This window comes from Pseudomonas sp. TR47 (genome assembly GCF_044143025.1).
In the GTDB taxonomy this organism is placed as follows: domain Bacteria; phylum Pseudomonadota; class Gammaproteobacteria; order Pseudomonadales; family Pseudomonadaceae; genus Aquipseudomonas; species Aquipseudomonas putida_E.
The window spans coordinates 461968-478008 of sequence record NZ_JBHFCS010000001.1 but is presented as its reverse complement, the minus strand read 5'-3'; the positions used below and the strand labels follow the sequence as shown (position 1 = coordinate 478008).

Genomic DNA, 16041 nt, shown 5'->3' with positions numbered 1-16041 from the left:
CGTTAACCCTCGATCTCATCTAGGAAAGCCAAGACGTCATCCAACGATGGCAACGCCTCTTGCGCCTGGTTCTCTTCAATTACTTTGACTTCGATCAGTCCCGACATTGCGGCGGCGTTCTTGGTCAGCGTCCAACCGTTATCGACGTTCCACACAATGGCACCGTTTTCGAGTTCCGGGTTTTCCATCATTTGGATGAGCGCCTCGCACTTAAAAAGCTTCTCACCCAGTTTTTTGGCCGACTCCGACGCCCCAAACACACCCCGAGACTGCGCATCCAGGGCTTTATCGAGACGGCGTTTGAGGTCGTCGCGTTCTTCCTTGAGGTTGGCCAGCTTTACGTCATCCCCCTTCACGCAGCCAAGCCGCCCGCAGTCCAAACAGGCACCCATTTTCGGGCAGGGCTCGGACGCAAAGTTGTGCACACACACGCCGAGAGGGGTTTGATGGATAATGCGGTCCTGCTCACCTTCGCGCAGTTCCCTTACATCAGCAAGATTCAGAGGCTGATTGGTTTTTACCTTGGCCAGACGCTGAGCGGCGCTGCTGTTCTTCGTTTTGGGGTGGTAAGCCGCAACCCGTTGGGTGCGCTCCTCGATGGTCTCGTGGTTGTAAACCGATCCCATCGTCGTGCGCCCGGAGAAAGCGTCAATCAGGAGCTGCGACAGACCGGCCTGTTGCATCCGCGTGTTCAATTCGTGTCGAAACGCATGCGTGTTGACCTTGACACCGGGGTAGCCATGGCGCTCGAACAGACTTTTCCTTGCCGGGTTGTTCATACTGGCTAATTGCGCCTTCATTCGGTTAGGGTTCGCCGCGATCTCTACGCCAAACCCGTGCGTCACGGCAGTGCCACCTGCGTCTTCAGCCAGCGCTCCCGTGCGCACGGTGAATAAGGCATCACGAAACTTCACCCGCGCCTTGCCCTCCGTGTACGGCGTGGTGTAGGGAAAATCCTTTGGGAGATACTTCTCACGCAGCAGCACATTGAGCGTGCGCAGCGTGATCACACACCGGCCGTCCAACTCAACACCCTGGACTCCTGGCTTGTCCGTCACGTATATCCGCGTCCCTCTAATGGCATCCAAACCATCACGAATCTCGGCCAAAAGGGCTCGGGCGGCGGGGCTGAGAGCCTTTTTCTGCTCCATGGGTTTTAGGAAACCATTTTGGAATGTAGTTCGCGGGTTGTGGTTCTCATGAACACTGAGTTTCAGCGCGGCACAGGCTTCGGCAAAGGTGAGCGGTTCATCAGGCCCCTTGGGTGGCAGCCCTTCATGGGGCGGAAACTCATCGGGATGCTCTTCCAGCCAGGCGGCGTAAGCCCGCGCCTCATCGGTGATCGGTTTTAACAAGGTGATGACCCGATCGACAACCGGCTCCATCTCGGGCTTAACGACTGGCTTCAGCGTAACCTGGTTTATCTTTTCCGCGTACCAGCGCAGGAACATGCGCCGTTTGCCGTGGGTATCCTCTTTGAACACCCGACAATCCAATTCAACATCCGCCAACTCACCCACGCGACTCGGGGCGCTAAGCAACAGCGCACAGGCGGATGTCACAACTATATCCAGAGGGCGGGTCAATTCGTTAGTGAACACTTCCCCGAGCGCTTTGATCGCTTCGGGGTTGGGCAGTTTCTGTTCCCAATCCGCTTTTTGCTGCTTGAGCGTGCCACGCGGCTTCATCGTAAGCGGAGAGGTCCACCGAAAATCGGTCTTGAGCAGTTTTTTGGCCCGCATCAGTGAGATGAGGGCCTCAAGTGCCTTGCTGCTACAGTATGCGTTGTTGCCTTTTGCCCAGTGACGACTCAGTTGCTCGCACGCTTCATTGCAGGCAGCGGCAGACACCTGCGTCACATCCCGCGTACCGGTCAGCTTGACCAAGGCAGCTTCCAGCACCTTCAGGGCACTTAGCCAGTCTCTAATTGCCTTTTTCTGCAAATACACCCGTCGGTACACCATGATGGCCTTGGCAAACTCCGTGAAGGGTGCCTGTATCGCCTTTGGGGCTGCCTTGGTCGATCCGTGCGCCGTGAAGCTACAGCTATGGACGCCATGCTTGTGCCAACTGCCGTCCTCCCAGCAAATACTCGAGTGCACGCGATTGGGAATGCCTTTGGGCAGGGTCTGTTTTGCCCATTCGATAAACGCCGCGAGCTGAGCCTCCGCAGCCAGTTGGCTCCTAGGCTCGAAATCAACAATGTTGTTCGTCAGTTCAGAATCAAACGCATCGGTCATTCGCCTTTCCTCCCTGATTGGCGCATGGCCTCACAATCCAGAATCACCTTGCGGCACGCCAGAATGGCCCGATCCCAGAGCACGCCGGTCGTTCTATCCGTGTCAATGATTTGCGCCCGCCGACGTTCCAGTCGCTCAAGGACAGCGCGGTGATTGGCATACAGAAGGGGCTGGAATTTTCCGCATGCGTAACAGGTAAAGGGCGCATCGAGATGGCAGGCGGCATTGGCACCGCACACTGCCAGATCCTCGATTTGTCGATCCGCTCGATCCCCGTTTTTTGCTGAGGTGCGATCCGTGACGATGATCCCGTTGAACGCATTCACAACCAAGGCCAGATGGTCGCTCATCTTCGCGTCGATCAAGGCCAGCAGCTCCGGCGACACCTGGCGGTACTTTCGCACTGTCCGAGTATTCTTGTGCATCAATGCGCTGGCCATCGTCCACTCATCCAGCCCGGTATTGGACAGGTCCGTGCCGAGGGTGTGCCTGAACCGGTGCCCCCGCGTCACTTTCAGCGGCTGATGGGTGCGAGGCGAAATCGGAAAGCCCTCAATCCGCTCGATGCGATCAAGCCATGCCTGAACCGTGCCTGCTCCAACATGAAAGATTGGCTGCGGCGCCTCTTCGAGGGCTTTTTGCAGGGGGCTATCGAGTAAAATAGGGGGATTCACCCGATTCGGAAATTCTGCTTCATCATCCATCTTCCGACGAAAGAGCGGCACATTCTCAATGGCTGCATCCCAGTCGGCGCGGTCTGGATAGGTTTGCCAGAGTTTCGCCAGAACCATGGCCTTGTAGGCCTGCACGGTGGTGTAGAGGTCCTCATCCAGACTGAAGATTTCGGACTTTGCTCGCCAACCCGCCTCGCCGTCTTTTTGCTTTGCCCAATGAAACCTGACCTTGCAGCCATTATCGGTCTTCGTGAAATCACCAAAAACCATCATGCGCACCTGAGCGCCACGCTGCCCGTAAATCATCAACAGGCGCAGATACAGGTATTGCTCGGGATCTAGCTGACCGTGACAGAACCGCTCATGTATCCATTGGTGCAGCGCGTCCTGCTCCACCTGGGTGAACGGGCCCTGTTCGGGGTCCAGGCTGAGGATCACATCGTGGCTGGATTTCTTTTTTCTGGGCAGTGCCTGGTAGGCCTCGATCAGGGATTGTGGCGGACGTTGTTCGAGGGACTCGCAGCCGCGCCAAAACGCCATGAAAGCGGCGAACTGACTGAACTCGCTGACGTTAAAGCGCTCCCGCAGAGCGATTAGGTGATCCTCGTTGAGCGGGTCAAGACTGGCCTGAGCAGCCCGCGACAACACGCTGCCGACTTTAGCAACCGAGCCCGTTGCATGATCAGCCATTCGATAGGCCAGGGCGGCGTGCAACCAGGGCTGCCAATCCGGCGAAACGCAGGCAAGGGCCGCTTTCCAGTTGACTGGGTTTCTGGCCGATTTATCGGGTTTCCACATGGGGTGAGTCGGTGTGAACACCTCCCCACATTTCGCCAGGCGAGGCGTGCTCAGCCATGCATCGAGGCTGTCCTTCGTGGGGGCCTGAAGTGCTTCGACGGCGATGTTCACGCTGAACCTCCTGGTGTCATGCCGGCCTTCTGACGGCTGGACGTAAACCGCTCGGCCCGTTTCTGTATCGCTTTGTCTGCCTCCTCCTTCCAGAACTTTGCGCCGTAGAGGCCGGGCATGTTCGACTCGGGACTCCAGCCGAACATCCATGTCAGAGTCTTTTGAACTTGCGTGGTACGATCCTCCGGCGTGAGCGCTGCCAGTTCCTCACGCATGCTTTCCAGCATGGTGTAGACCGCGTCATGCCTGAGAATATGCGGGTGGACATGAGCCAGTTCCGGCGCTATTACTCGAATCCTCGACAGAACGCCATCCACTGCCTTGATGGTCAGAGGCCCGCCCTCATTTCGCTTGTGCGCCACAAGCAAAAACGGATGCTTCCTTGCTTGCGATGTGCCGCTACGGGCCTTTCTGTGGCGATATTTCGATTCGTACTCAGTGATCGCGTCATACAGGTCATCGGTCATCACCAGCATGCGCTCGTGGGTTTTGAATTGCGGGGCCATGGTTCGTGGATCGATGCTCTCATCCTCCAGGTTGACCACCGCCAGTTGACGACTGTGCCAGTGAATATCTTTGGTCTTGATCAGCAGCATCTCGGAGCGTCGCAGCCCCATGTCGAGACCCAACAGCAAAATGATGTAGTTACGCAGCCTGATGGCATCATCTGAAAAGGGATTCTCGGCGCTATCCGGATGCATGATTTCCAGCAAACGAGTTCGCTCCTGGGCAGTAAGCCCCTTCATTTGGTCCGTTCGCGTTTTTTTCCACGCAAGGCTGGCCGCTTTGATCTTGCGGTTGATGCGCTTCTTCAGATCGTCAACCGCCTCATATCGTGTTGAGTGATCACCCAACTTGTCATAGAGGAAGGCCAGATAGTCGCGTACCGCCTCGATTCGCTGCTGCGCATGGACTTTGCTAACGGATTTGTAGGCGGTCGGATGCAATCGCATCCCCGCATACTTCATGGCCAAGGTTTCCTTGCTGAACCCCGCGTCCGACACAAACCTGGAAAGCTCACTGTCTGTCAGGTACCGGCTGTGAGGGCGCTGTTCGAGGTGAGAAATCAGATCAGTGGAGGAAAACGCCAGAAACTCCTCAAACACAGCAAGATGCTCAAGATATTTCTTGGTTGTTTCGAGGGCTCTGCCCGAGTGCTCCATGGTGATGTATAGGTTGGGGTAGTACACAGGGATGTAGTCTTGCACCAACAGCTTTCTTCGAGCAGCATTCACCACCTGCTCTATGACCTGGAAACCCATGATGCTCCCTCATAAACATAACTTTTCGAAGTATAGTCAGGGGTATCGGACGGTCAACGCAAAACCTAACGTTTTACTTTCCAGGGTTTGAGCGCCTGTCTCTACCCTCAAGGCACTGAAAATACAGGATTAAAGGCGAATCAAACCATGTCAAAAAATGACAAATCAGGCAAAACAGGCTCTTACGTCTACACCATGCATCGGCTGAGCAAGGTCGTGCCGCCGAAGCGGGAAATTCTCAAGAACATTTCCCTGTCGTTCTTCCCGGGCGCCAAGATCGGCGTACTCGGCCTGAACGGCGCGGGTAAATCGACCCTGCTGCGGATCATGGCGGGCGTCGACAAGGAATTCGACGGCGAAGCCCGTCCGATGCCCGACATCAACGTCGGCTACCTGCCCCAGGAGCCGCAACTGGACCCGAGCAAGACCGTACGCGAAGTGGTCGAAGAAGCGGTCAGCGTGATCAAGGACGCCCAGGCCCGCCTGGACGAGGTCTACGCCGCCTACGCCGAACCCGACGCCGACTTCGACAAGCTGGCCGCCGAGCAGGCCAAGCTCGAATCCATCCTGCAGGCTGCCGACGGCCACAACCTCGAGCGCCAGCTCGACGTCGCCGCCGACGCCCTGCGCCTGCCGGCCTGGGATGCCCGCATCGAACACCTGTCCGGTGGTGAGAAGCGCCGTGTGGCCCTGTGCCGTCTGCTGCTGTCGGCCCCCGACATGCTGCTGCTCGACGAACCCACCAACCACCTGGACGCCGACTCGGTGGCCTGGCTGGAGCGCTTCCTGCACGACTTCCCGGGTACCGTGGTAGCGATTACCCACGACCGTTACTTCCTCGATAACGTCGCAGGCTGGATCCTCGAACTGGACCGCGGCGCCGGCATCCCGTACGAAGGCAACTACTCGGGCTGGCTGGAGGCCAAGTCGGACCGTCTGGCGCAGGAATCCAAGCAGCAGAGCGCCCACGAGAAGGCCATGAAAGAGGAACTGGAGTGGGTGCGCAAAGGCGCCAAGGCCCGCCAGTCCAAATCCAAGGCCCGTCTGCAGCGCTTTGAAGAGATGCAGTCGCAGGAATTCCAGAAGCGCAGCGAAACCAACGAGATCTACATCCCGGCTGGCCCGCGCCTGGGCGACAAGGTCATCGAGTTCAAGAACGTCTCCAAAGGCTATGGCGACCGGGTGCTGATCGACAACCTGTCGTTCGCCATGCCTAAAGGTGCCATCGTCGGCGTGATCGGTGGTAACGGTGCCGGTAAGTCGACCCTGTTCCGCATGCTGATGGGCAAGGAACAGCCGGACTCGGGCAGCATCGAGATCGGCGAAACCGTGCAACTGGCCTGTGTGGACCAGAGCCGCGAAGACCTGGACGGTGCCAAGACCGTGTTCCAGCAGATCTCCGATGGCTCCGACATGATCCGCATCGGCAACTACGAGATCCCGTCGCGCACCTACGTTGGCCGGTTCAACTTCAAGGGCGGCGACCAGCAGAAGTTCGTCAAGGACCTCTCCGGTGGTGAACGTGGCCGTCTGCACCTGGCCCTGACCCTGAAAGAGGGCGGCAACGTGCTGCTGCTCGACGAACCGTCCAACGACCTGGACGTCGAAACCCTGCGTTCGCTGGAGGAAGCCCTGCTGGACTTCCCGGGCGCCGCGATCGTGATTTCCCACGACCGTTGGTTCCTGGACCGTGTGGCTACCCACATCCTGGCGTACGAAGACGACTCGAACGTGGTGTTCTTCGAAGGTAACTACACCGAGTACGAAGCCGACCGCAAGAAGCGCCTGGGCGACGCCGCTGCCCAGCCGCATCGGGTACGGCACAAGAAGCTGGCCCAGTAAGCCGGTTTCCGATGCACATGAATGGGGCCCTCAGGGGCCCCATTTTTGTGCCTGGCATGAAGTGGCCTGTCCCGCCAGGCGGGCTGATCGGCCATCGGAAGGCACCTTTTTTTGTATACACTTATATAAAACGCACCAAATAATTTCATAAAAACGACATTTCGCCCTATTCCAGTGCGATTGCTTCTTGGTACATTCCAGAAAAAACCAATAAGTCCAATCCCTCTTGGTGAGATGTCTACCCATGATCGAATCTGTCGACCATTTCCTCGAGCGCCTGAAGCAGCGCGACCCGGCCCAGCCCGAATTCCACCAGGCGGTGGAAGAAGTGCTGCGCAGCCTTTGGCCGTTCCTTGAAGCCAACCCACACTACCTGCAGGCCGGCATCCTCGAGCGCATGGTTGAACCCGAGCGCGCGGTGCTGTTCCGCGTGTCGTGGGTCGATGACCAGGGCAAGGTTCAGGTCAATCGCGGCTACCGCATCCAGATGAGCAGCGCCATCGGCCCCTACAAGGGCGGCCTGCGTTTCCACCCCTCGGTAAACCTGGGTGTGCTCAAGTTCCTGGCCTTCGAGCAGGTATTCAAGAACTCCCTCACCTCGTTGCCCATGGGCGGCGGCAAGGGCGGCTCGGACTTCGACCCCAAGGGCAAGAGCGACGCCGAAGTGATGCGCTTCTGCCAGGCCTTCATGAGCGAGCTGTACCGCCACATCGGCGCCGACCTGGACGTGCCTGCCGGTGACATCGGTGTGGGCGCCCGCGAGATCGGCTTCATGTTCGGCCAATACAAGCGCCTGGCCAACCAGTTCACTTCGGTGCTGACCGGCAAGGGCATGACCTACGGCGGCAGCCTGATCCGCCCTGAAGCCACCGGCTACGGCTGTGTGTACTTCGCCGAAGAAATGCTCAAGCGTCAGGGCCTGCGCATCGACGGTCGTCGCGTAGCAATTTCCGGTTCCGGCAACGTTGCCCAGTACGCTGCGCGCAAGGTCATGGACCTGGGCGGCAAGGTGATCTCGCTGTCCGACTCCGAAGGCACCCTGTACGCCGAAGCCGGCCTGACCGACGCCCAGTGGGACGCCGTGATGGCGCTGAAGAACGTCAAGCGTGGCCGTATCAGCGAACTGGCCGATCAGTTCGGCCTGGAGTTCCGCAAGGGGCAGACGCCATGGAGCCTGCCGTGCGACATCGCCCTGCCGTGTGCCACCCAGAACGAACTGGGCAGCGAAGACGCCCGCACCCTGCTGCGCAACGGCTGCATCTGCGTAGCGGAAGGCGCCAACATGCCGACCACGCTGGAGGCTGTGGATATCTTCCTGGAGGCTGGCATCCTGTACGCACCGGGCAAGGCATCCAACGCCGGCGGCGTGGCCGTTTCGGGCCTGGAGATGTCACAGAACGCCATGCGCCTGCTGTGGACCGCCGGTGAAGTGGACAGCAAGCTGCACCACATCATGCAGTCGATCCACCATGCTTGCGTGCACTACGGTGAAGAGGCCGATGGCAAGATCAACTACGTGAAAGGCGCCAATATCGCCGGCTTCGTCAAAGTCGCGGACGCCATGCTGGCCCAGGGCGTGGTCTGATTCGAAAGATTGGGGCCGCGCAGCGGCCCCTTTGTTTCAGGCCTCACCCACGATATCCATCACCTCGATCACCTGGTCCCCCGCCGGCCGCCGCCAAATCACTTCATCCCCAGGCCCTGCGCCCAGCAATGCCCGCCCCAATGGCGACCCCCAATTGATCAGCCCCCGGCTGGCATCGGCTTCATCCTCCCCAACCAGTTGCACGGTCTGTTCCTGCCCCTGCTCATCGGCAAACCGCACCCGGCTGCCAATCTGCACCTTGCTGGTCGAGGTGGCAGCTGGCACCACCTGCGCGCTCTGCACCCTGGCGCTGAAATAACGCAAGTCACGCTCGGCATCTGCCAGGCGTTGCTTGTCGCCCTGTTCGCCCAGGGCCTGCAGCTCGGCACGCAAGGCATTGAGTTCGGCCACGCGCTGCTGCAGCTGGCGCAGGCCATTGGTGGTGACGTAGTTGGGCTGGTCGCTGACGTGCCGCTCCACCGGCTGGTCGGCCTGGGCGGCGGCTTGGTCCTCGTTGACGAATGCGCGGCTCATAGGGACCTCCTTTTGCTCAAAACAGCGTGAAAGAGCCGGTGGGTTCACACTCGCCGGCCTTGATGCGGCCGTCGTAGGAGCGGCCTTGTGTCGCGAAAGGGCTGCGCAGCGGCCCCGGCATTACTTGCCACGCCATAGGCCTTGGGGCCGCTGCGCGCCCCTTTCGCGACACAAGGCCCCTCCTACGAAGAGCAGGGCGCGTCAGTAGTGATACCACTTCAGCTCCAGCATCACCTCATTCTGGGCAGTAGCCAGGTGGCTGAACTCCCGTGAGGCACTCAGCCTCAGCCCCAGGTTCTGGCTGATCTCCCACTGCTGGTTCAGGCTCACACTGCGCCGCACTTCGCCATTGGTGAAGTAATCGCCTTTGGCTTCCAGTGTCATGTTGCCCAGCCCGTTGCGCCACAGCAGCCCGCCATTGAACCCCGCCGCCGGGGCGATGAACTGGGCGAAGTCGTTATGGTGCTCGACCCGCACCGTGCCCAAGGCAAAGCCCAGCAGCCCATCGGCCAACTGCCAGGTGCCGCCGGCACCGCCGTTGACATGGCTCACCAGCACTTCGTCGTCATGCTTGCCCGGCACCCGCTCCAGGCCACCGGCGACCTGCCACGACCAAGGCTTGAGCAGTTCGTTGCGAGGGGTCAGTGAGCGAATGGTGGCCAAGTCCAGGCGTTGCACTTGCCAGTCGTTGCCTTCGTACTGGCGCACCTTGAGCTGCAGGATCTCGATCTGCGCGCCGAGCGGGAAGCCGTAGGCATTGTCGTTCAGGTCGTGATACGCCATGCGCAGCCCGTATTCGGCATAGGCGCGGTCTTCCCGGGTGCCGACGCCAAGCTGCCAGGTGCGTGAGTCGTGCCCGTCCTCGGGCAGGCCGGGGCGTTCAATTTGCAGGGGCGGTGGCGGGTTGCGGTTGATCGCCCGCAACAGCTCGAAGCTGCGCCGTGCCTGGCCGGGGTCGCGCTCCTGGCCGTTGGCTCGGTAACGTTCCAGGCGGTAGGCGGCATCCTGCACCAAGGCCTGGCGCTCGCGGGGCAGGGCGGTGAATGCCGGGCTCTGCAACTGCGCAGTGTCGGCACTGACGGCCAGCACCTGGCGCTTCTCATCGAGGTCCAGCGGTTCGGCCCGGGCCAACAATTCCCGTTCACGCGAGGGCCGGTAGGTCTCGCTGGCGACCATGCCCGACTGTTTCACGGCCTTGACCGTGTCGGTGGGGATCGCGGTCAGCGGGAACTGCGAGGTCAGGTCCAGGCTCGGCCGCGCCACCTGCAGCAGTTCCAGCAGGCGGTAGGAGCAGTTTTCGTCGAAGAAGAAGTAATCGAACTGGACCTGCTTGAGTTCCCACACATGCTCGACCATGCGCCCGGTTTCTTCCGGGGTGAGGTCCAGCTGGTACTCCCACAGGTCGCGGTTTTCCAGGCTGCGGTATTCCGAGAGTTTTTCCTGGTAGGGCATCAGGGCGAACAGCCCGGGATAGCCGCCCATCAGGCCCTTCCAGGCGTACAGGATGCTGTTGTCGCTGCCTTCGATATAGGCGCCGAAGTTGATGGCGTAACTCAGCAGCGTGGTGTCGTCGCTGCGCGTGTTGGACTGGTCGATGCGCAGCAGGGTATGGCCGAACATCGATGACGGGCTGTTCAGGTAGGCCGCCGGGAAGATCAGTGCCGCGCTGTGCGGGTCGACCGATTTGTACCAGGCCTTGAACTCCTGGCAGTCCGGCTGCGGCAAACCTTGCAGGCCCAGTTGCTCCGTCAGCCAGCGGGTGCGTGCGGGGAACACGCATTGGGCATGCTTGTCGCCCAGGCTGGCCGGGGCATACAGCGCTTGCACCGTAGCCCGCAGTTCCTGGTCCGGGTGGTGTGCACCGTCCTCGGCGAGGAAGAATTTGCGGTCGTCTACATAGCTGCGCCAGCCGCCGAGCTTGGCGGTTTCGTAATGGCCCAGGGCAATCCAGTAGGGGGTATTGGCCAGTTGCTGGAGACGGCCTTCATCCAGCGCAGGCGCGGCATGAACAGGGGCGCAGGCACACAGCGCCAGGTAAGCGAGGCGTTTGAGCATGTCGGGCAACTACTTCTTAACGATGCCGATAAAAAGGCGAAAACCCGCCCCGAGCGGGGCGGGAGCAGCTGCGCTTAGGCCTCGGTAGCGTACTTGGCCAGGCGTGGGTCGTTCTTCAGAACGGCCAGGGTGTTGCTGTGGACAGTTTCGGCATTCACGTCAGCGCTGCTGAAGATCTGGTTGAAGTGCTGGTGGGTGACCGAGTTGAAGTAGCCGCGGTCTTCCGGCGCCACACCCAGTACCACCGCGTAGGTGGTGAGTGCTTCGCCCTGGCCCATGGCCATGTCTTCGGACAGTTCGTTCATCATGCCATTCATGGCGAACCAGGACTTGCCGCCATAGGTCAGCGAGGCCTTGGTGGAGCAGCCGTTGGTGCCGGAGGTCATGCCGAAGGTGGCGTTACCGGACGTACCGTTGGTGGTGGATGCCAGGAAGTGAGCCGGCGTGCCGCGCTGGCCTTCGAACAGCATGTTGCCCCAGCCGCAGTTCGGGCCGCCTGGCGCTTCGGCCATGGCATTGAGTGAGACTACGGTGAACAGAGTACCCAGAAGAATCCGTTTCATAGCATTTGTTCTCTATTTGTCTTAACCAAGGGTCAGGGTTGCTGGCAACTCGGTTGCCAGGTCGGGAAAGCTTTTCACCCACCCGCGCAGCTTGGAGTTTAGGCACGATCTAAAGGTTGCGTCGTTGATTGCGAAAAATTTGCTTGGGTCGCTAATCGATACTGCGACATAAAGTCCCGCTGAGCCTTGCAAGGCGCGCGCGGGCAGCGCCAGAATGCTGCGTATCTGCCCCGCCGAAGTAAGGAAACCCAATGCCCGATCCCGTCGCTGCGCGCCTGCGTCTCGCGCCTGAAGCTTTGACCAGGCGTTTTTCCCCCGAGCAGTTTGCCTTTGCCAATACCGACGATCTGGAGCCGTTTCGCGGAGTCCTGGGCCAGGAACGTGCTGTCGAGGCCCTGCAGTTCGGCGTGGCCATGCCACGCCCTGGTTACAACGTGTATGTGATGGGCGAGCCCGGCACCGGGCGCTTCTCGTTCGTCAAGCGCTACCTCAAGGCCGAGGGCAAGCGCCAGCAGACCCCGGCCGACTGGGTCTACGTCAACCACTTCGATGACACCCGCGAGCCACGGGCACTGGAGCTGCCGTCGGGCAGCGCCGCAGAATTCATCAGCGACATGGGCGGCCTGATCGACAACCTGCTGGCGACCTTCCCGGCGGTGTTCGAGCACCCGTCCTACCAGCAGAAGAAGGGCGCCATCGACCGCGCCTTCAACCAGCGTTACGACCGCGCCCTGGATGTCATCGAGCGCGCCTCGCTGGAAAAGGACGTGGCCCTGTACCGCGACGCCAGCAATGTCGCCTTCACCCCGATGGCCGACGGCAAGGCCCTGGACGAAGCCGAATTCGCCCAGCTGCCGGAAGAGGTCCGCGAGCAGTTTCACGAGGACATCGCCTTCCTTGAGGAGCGCCTCAATGAAGAACTGGCCAGCCTGCCACAGTGGAAGCGCGAGTCGAACAACCACCTGCGCCAGCTCAACGAAGAAACCATTACCCTGGCGCTGCAGCCATTGCTGGCGCCGCTGTCGGAAAAGTACGCCGAGAACGCAGCGGTGTGCGCCTACCTGCAATCGGTGCAGTTGAACCTGCTGCGTACCGTGGTCGAGCAACTGGTCGATGACAGCAAGACCGACGCCGTGGCGCGCAAGCTGCTCGAAGAGCAATACGCCCCAAGCCTGGTGGTCGGCCACCACGCCGTCGGTGGCGCCCCTGTGGTGTTCGAACCGCACCCAACTTACGACAACCTGTTCGGGCGGATCGAATACAGCACCGACCAAGGGGCGCTGTACACCTCCTACCGCCAACTGCGCCCAGGCGCGCTGCACCGTGCCAACGGTGGCTTCCTGATCCTTGAAGCGGAGAAGATGCTCGGCGAGCCGTTCGTCTGGGATGCGCTCAAGCGCGCCCTGCAGTCGCGCAAGTTGAAGATGGAGTCGCCGATCGGTGAGCTGGGCCGTGTCGCCAGCGTCAGCCTGACGCCGCAGATGATCCCGCTCAACGTCAAGCTGGTGATCATCGGCTCGCGTCAGCTGTACTACGCGTTGCAGGACCACGACCCGGACTTCCAGGAGATGTTCCGGGTGCTGGTGGATTTCGACGAAGACATGCCGATGGTCGACGAGAACCTCGAGCAGTTCGCCCAGCTGTTGCGCACCCGCACCAACGAGGAGGGCATGGCGCCGCTGACCAGCGATGCGGTGGCGCGCCTGGCCACCTACAGTGCGCGCCTGGCGGAAAACCAGTCGCGCCTGTCGGCGCGTATCGGTGACCTGTTCCAGCTGGTCAGCGAGGCCGATTTCATCCGCCAGCTGGCCAGTGACGAGATGACTGACGCCGGGCATATCGAGCGTGCGCTCAAGGCCAAGGCCACCCGCACCGGGCGCGTTTCGCAGCGCGTGCTCGATGACATGCTCGCCGGCATCATTCTGATCGACACCGAAGGCGCGGCTATCGGCAAGTGCAACGGCCTGACCGTGCTGGAGGTCGGCGACTCGGCGTTCGGCATGCCAGCGCGCATTTCCGCCACGGTCTACCCGGGCGGCAGCGGCATCGTCGACATCGAACGCGAGGTCAACCTGGGCCAGCCGATCCACTCCAAGGGGGTGATGATCCTCACCGGTTACCTGGGCAGCCGCTATGCCCAGGAATTCCCCTTGGCGATTTCCGCGAGCATTGCCCTGGAGCAGTCCTACGGCTATGTGGACGGTGACAGTGCCTCGCTGGGTGAGGCCTGCACGCTGATCTCGGCACTGTCGCGCACCCCGCTCAAGCAGTGCTTCGCGATCACCGGCTCGATCAACCAGTTTGGTGAAGTGCAGGCGGTGGGTGGGGTCAACGAGAAGATCGAAGGCTTCTTCCGCCTGTGTGAGGCCCGTGGCCTGACGGGCGAGCAGGGGGTAATCATCCCGCGTGCCAATGTGGCGACATTGATGCTCGATGAGCGTGTGCTGCAGGCGGTCGAGAACGGCGTGTTCCACGTGTATGCGGTCAGCCAGGCTGACGAGGCGCTGAGCCTGCTGGTGGGTGAGGACGCCGGGGAGCAGGACGAGCAGGGCCAGTTCACCGAAGGCAGCGTCAACGCCCGGGTGGTCGAGCGCTTGCGCGAGATCGCCGAGATGATCAGCGAGGAAGACATCGAGAAGGCGGAAAAGGAACGCCTGGAAGAGGTGATTGCCCAGGCCAAGCCGGCCTGAGTCAATAAATCGGCGCTAGCGGCCATGTGCTACCGTTCAGCGCCGGTTTTCCATCTTTTTGCGCCGCTATTCTATGCTGGAACTTAGGACGGTATCAGGGTTCAGGATGGAAACAGCCCGAACGTTTCGAGCTGAATACGGCTTATTGGAGGGGGACGCGGCCATGCGCAACCTCTGCCTCACTCGCCAGTGCCTGGGCCTGGTGACGCGTATCGAATGCAGCATTCGCCCGCTGGCCGGTGATAACGGCATGTGGACCTTGCTGTTCGCTGCCGGCATGGCCGGTGAACAACCCTCAGCCATCAAGGCCCAAGGGCCGTTCCATGGGCCGTTGGTGGCCGAGTCGGTGCTCAACGCCATTGTCGACAGCCTGACCCTGCATGGGTACCAGGTGGCCGAGGATCCGCAGATCTGGTGCCTGCACCTGCAGGCGCAGTTGCGCCGGATCAACGGTGAACGTTGTCGCAACCTGGGGGATTACCAGTTCCATCCTGAAACCTGAGCGCCTCTTCTGGCCCAATCGCCGGCAAGCCGGCTCGCACTGGGGCCTCACTGCTTACCAGGGCAGTGGTGTACCTGAGGTAGCCGGCTGGTCGGCGGTTGCGCTGCACGGCAGCCCCCTTCAGGCCGGGCTTTTGCTGTAACAGGTGGCTGGCTATACTCGGCGTCGCTTTTTTAGTCACCTGACGAGTCCCAACCCTCCATGGAACGTATTCTCGAAAACGCGATGTATGCCTCGCGCTGGCTGCTCGCCCCCATCTACTTCGGCCTGTCCCTCGGCCTGTTGGCCTTGGCGCTGAAGTTTTTCCAGGAAGTCATCCACGTCCTGCCCAACGTCTTTGTCCTGAGCGAAGCCGACCTGATCCTGGTGATCCTGTCGCTGATCGACATGTCGCTGGTGGGCGGCCTGCTGGTCATGGTGATGATCTCCGGCTACGAGAACTTCGTCTCGCAGCTGGACATCGACGACAGCAAGGAGAAGCTCAACTGGCTGGGCAAGATGGACTCTTCGTCGCTGAAGATGAAGGTCGCCGCCTCGATCGTGGCCATTTCCTCCATCCACCTGCTGCGGGTGTTCATGGACGCGCAGAACATTTCTACCGACTACCTGATGTGGTACGTGATCATCCACATGACCTTCGTGGTGTCGGCGTTCTGCATGGGCTACCTGGACAAAGTCACCAAGCACTGAGTGCTTTCGGGCCCCATCGCCGGCGTACCGGTGCTGGGGCCAGCGCGGCCCAACTGACGAGCGGCGTCAGCAATGCCTTGTGTATTCCCAGGTCCTGTACGAAAAATGAGCACTCATGCCTGGTTCCAGCAGCGAGGTGCTCTCATGAACCTGCATCAGCTCAATACCGAGGCCAGGGCCGGCCATGTCGACGAAGTGAACCTGATCGCCATCGAAGGTGGTGATTATCTGCTCGAGGCCCGCATCAAGGGCCACGCCCACCCCCTTGCCGATACCCGCGGTGAACGCCTGCGCGTGCACTCGGTGGAAGACGCCCGCAAGTTGCTGCAAGCCATCCCGATGGTCTCGATGAACCTGGTGCACTGGTCTGTGCAGGACGAAATGTGCGGCATGGGTTCGCACCCCGAAGAAGACCTCAAGGTACCCATTTCCCAGCGTTCGGCCTGGTAGCTGCTCGCAGCTTCCCAGTGTGCTAGGCTGCTCGCCCTTTTCATC

At 60.7% G+C, this 16041-nt stretch carries 12 protein-coding genes; 6 read left to right on the top strand and 6 right to left on the bottom strand.

Going from position 1 to position 16041, the window contains the following annotated elements:
• Positions 1-2: 2 nt before the first annotated feature.
• Genes ACEWE8_RS02205 through ACEWE8_RS02195 form a run of 3 tightly spaced genes read right to left on the bottom strand, consistent with a single transcriptional unit; the run spans position 3 to position 5085 of the window.
• On the bottom strand, positions 3-2240 hold the full coding sequence (locus ACEWE8_RS02205) for a hypothetical protein (RefSeq protein WP_206405827.1): 2238 nt from the start codon (positions 2238-2240) through the stop codon (positions 3-5).
• Complete coding sequence (locus ACEWE8_RS02200) at positions 2237-3823, bottom strand: tyrosine-type recombinase/integrase (RefSeq protein WP_046784600.1); 1587 nt, start codon at positions 3821-3823, stop codon at positions 2237-2239. The genes ACEWE8_RS02205 and ACEWE8_RS02200 overlap by 4 nt, the downstream gene beginning before the upstream one ends.
• Positions 3820-5085 carry a site-specific integrase gene (locus tag ACEWE8_RS02195; RefSeq protein WP_046784599.1) on the bottom strand — a complete coding sequence of 422 codons (1266 nt, stop codon included), beginning with the start codon at positions 5083-5085 and terminating at the stop codon, positions 3820-3822. Before ACEWE8_RS02195 ends, ACEWE8_RS02200 begins: the two co-directional genes overlap by 4 nt.
• Before the next feature lie 147 nt (positions 5086-5232).
• On the opposite strand from ACEWE8_RS02195, the gene ettA reads away from it, so the two are divergent.
• Positions 5233-6927, top strand: coding sequence for an energy-dependent translational throttle protein EttA (ettA, locus tag ACEWE8_RS02190; RefSeq protein ID WP_144415393.1), 1695 nt, complete (start codon positions 5233-5235; stop codon positions 6925-6927).
• Between the two features lie 244 nt (positions 6928-7171).
• Positions 7172-8512 carry an NADP-specific glutamate dehydrogenase gene (gene gdhA / locus ACEWE8_RS02185; RefSeq protein WP_046784598.1) on the top strand — a complete coding sequence of 447 codons (1341 nt, stop codon included), beginning with the start codon at positions 7172-7174 and terminating at the stop codon, positions 8510-8512.
• A gap of 36 nt (positions 8513-8548) precedes the next feature.
• Here the strand turns inward: gdhA and ACEWE8_RS02180 are convergent, their stop codons facing one another.
• The 3 genes from ACEWE8_RS02180 to ACEWE8_RS02170 form a co-directional block, all read right to left on the bottom strand.
• Positions 8549-9046 (bottom strand): GreA/GreB family elongation factor, encoded by a 498-nt coding sequence (locus tag ACEWE8_RS02180; RefSeq protein WP_046784597.1) that lies wholly within the window; start codon positions 9044-9046, stop codon positions 8549-8551.
• A gap of 201 nt (positions 9047-9247) precedes the next feature.
• Positions 9248-11101 (bottom strand): DUF4105 domain-containing protein, encoded by a 1854-nt coding sequence (locus tag ACEWE8_RS02175; RefSeq protein ID WP_046784596.1) that lies wholly within the window; start codon positions 11099-11101, stop codon positions 9248-9250.
• Positions 11102-11175: 74 nt separating this feature from the next.
• The gene (locus ACEWE8_RS02170) at positions 11176-11664 is read right to left on the bottom strand and encodes a DUF3015 domain-containing protein (RefSeq protein ID WP_012316307.1); all 489 of its coding nucleotides are present in this window, start codon (positions 11662-11664) and stop codon (positions 11176-11178) included.
• Between the two features lie 251 nt (positions 11665-11915).
• Between ACEWE8_RS02170 and ACEWE8_RS02165 the strand changes: the two genes are divergently transcribed.
• The 4 genes from ACEWE8_RS02165 to ACEWE8_RS02150 all read left to right on the top strand — a co-directional run bounded on the left by ACEWE8_RS02165 (position 11916) and on the right by ACEWE8_RS02150 (position 15996).
• Positions 11916-14354 (top strand): Lon protease family protein, encoded by a 2439-nt coding sequence (locus ACEWE8_RS02165; protein ID WP_046784595.1) that lies wholly within the window; start codon positions 11916-11918, stop codon positions 14352-14354.
• Positions 14355-14517: 163 nt separating this feature from the next.
• Positions 14518-14856 (top strand): hypothetical protein, encoded by a 339-nt coding sequence (locus ACEWE8_RS02160; RefSeq protein ID WP_012316305.1) that lies wholly within the window; start codon positions 14518-14520, stop codon positions 14854-14856.
• A 201-nt stretch (positions 14857-15057) separates the two neighbouring features.
• On the top strand, positions 15058-15546 hold the full coding sequence (locus ACEWE8_RS02155; protein WP_046784594.1) for a TIGR00645 family protein: 489 nt from the start codon (positions 15058-15060) through the stop codon (positions 15544-15546).
• A 144-nt stretch (positions 15547-15690) separates the two neighbouring features.
• Positions 15691-15996, top strand: coding sequence for a DUF6482 family protein (locus ACEWE8_RS02150; RefSeq protein WP_046784593.1), 306 nt, complete (start codon positions 15691-15693; stop codon positions 15994-15996).
• Positions 15997-16041: the final 45 nt, after the last annotated feature.

Coding starts and splice junctions, on each gene's coding strand:
- ACEWE8_RS02175 (WP_046784596.1), bottom strand. CDS start 11,101: ATGCTCAAACGCCTCGCTTACCTGGCGCTGTGTGCCTGCGCCCCTGTT.
- ACEWE8_RS02195 (WP_046784599.1), bottom strand. CDS start 5,085: ATGGGTTTCCAGGTCATAGAGCAGGTGGTGAATGCTGCTCGAAGAAAG.
- ACEWE8_RS02155 (WP_046784594.1), top strand. CDS start 15,058: ATGGAACGTATTCTCGAAAACGCGATGTATGCCTCGCGCTGGCTGCTC.
- ACEWE8_RS02150 (WP_046784593.1), top strand. CDS start 15,691: ATGAACCTGCATCAGCTCAATACCGAGGCCAGGGCCGGCCATGTCGAC.
- ACEWE8_RS02205 (WP_206405827.1), bottom strand. CDS start 2,240: ATGACCGATGCGTTTGATTCTGAACTGACGAACAACATTGTTGATTTC.
- ettA (WP_144415393.1), top strand. CDS start 5,233: ATGTCAAAAAATGACAAATCAGGCAAAACAGGCTCTTACGTCTACACC.
- ACEWE8_RS02170 (WP_012316307.1), bottom strand. CDS start 11,664: ATGAAACGGATTCTTCTGGGTACTCTGTTCACCGTAGTCTCACTCAAT.
- gdhA (WP_046784598.1), top strand. CDS start 7,172: ATGATCGAATCTGTCGACCATTTCCTCGAGCGCCTGAAGCAGCGCGAC.
- ACEWE8_RS02180 (WP_046784597.1), bottom strand. CDS start 9,046: ATGAGCCGCGCATTCGTCAACGAGGACCAAGCCGCCGCCCAGGCCGAC.
- ACEWE8_RS02165 (WP_046784595.1), top strand. CDS start 11,916: ATGCCCGATCCCGTCGCTGCGCGCCTGCGTCTCGCGCCTGAAGCTTTG.
- ACEWE8_RS02160 (WP_012316305.1), top strand. CDS start 14,518: ATGCGCAACCTCTGCCTCACTCGCCAGTGCCTGGGCCTGGTGACGCGT.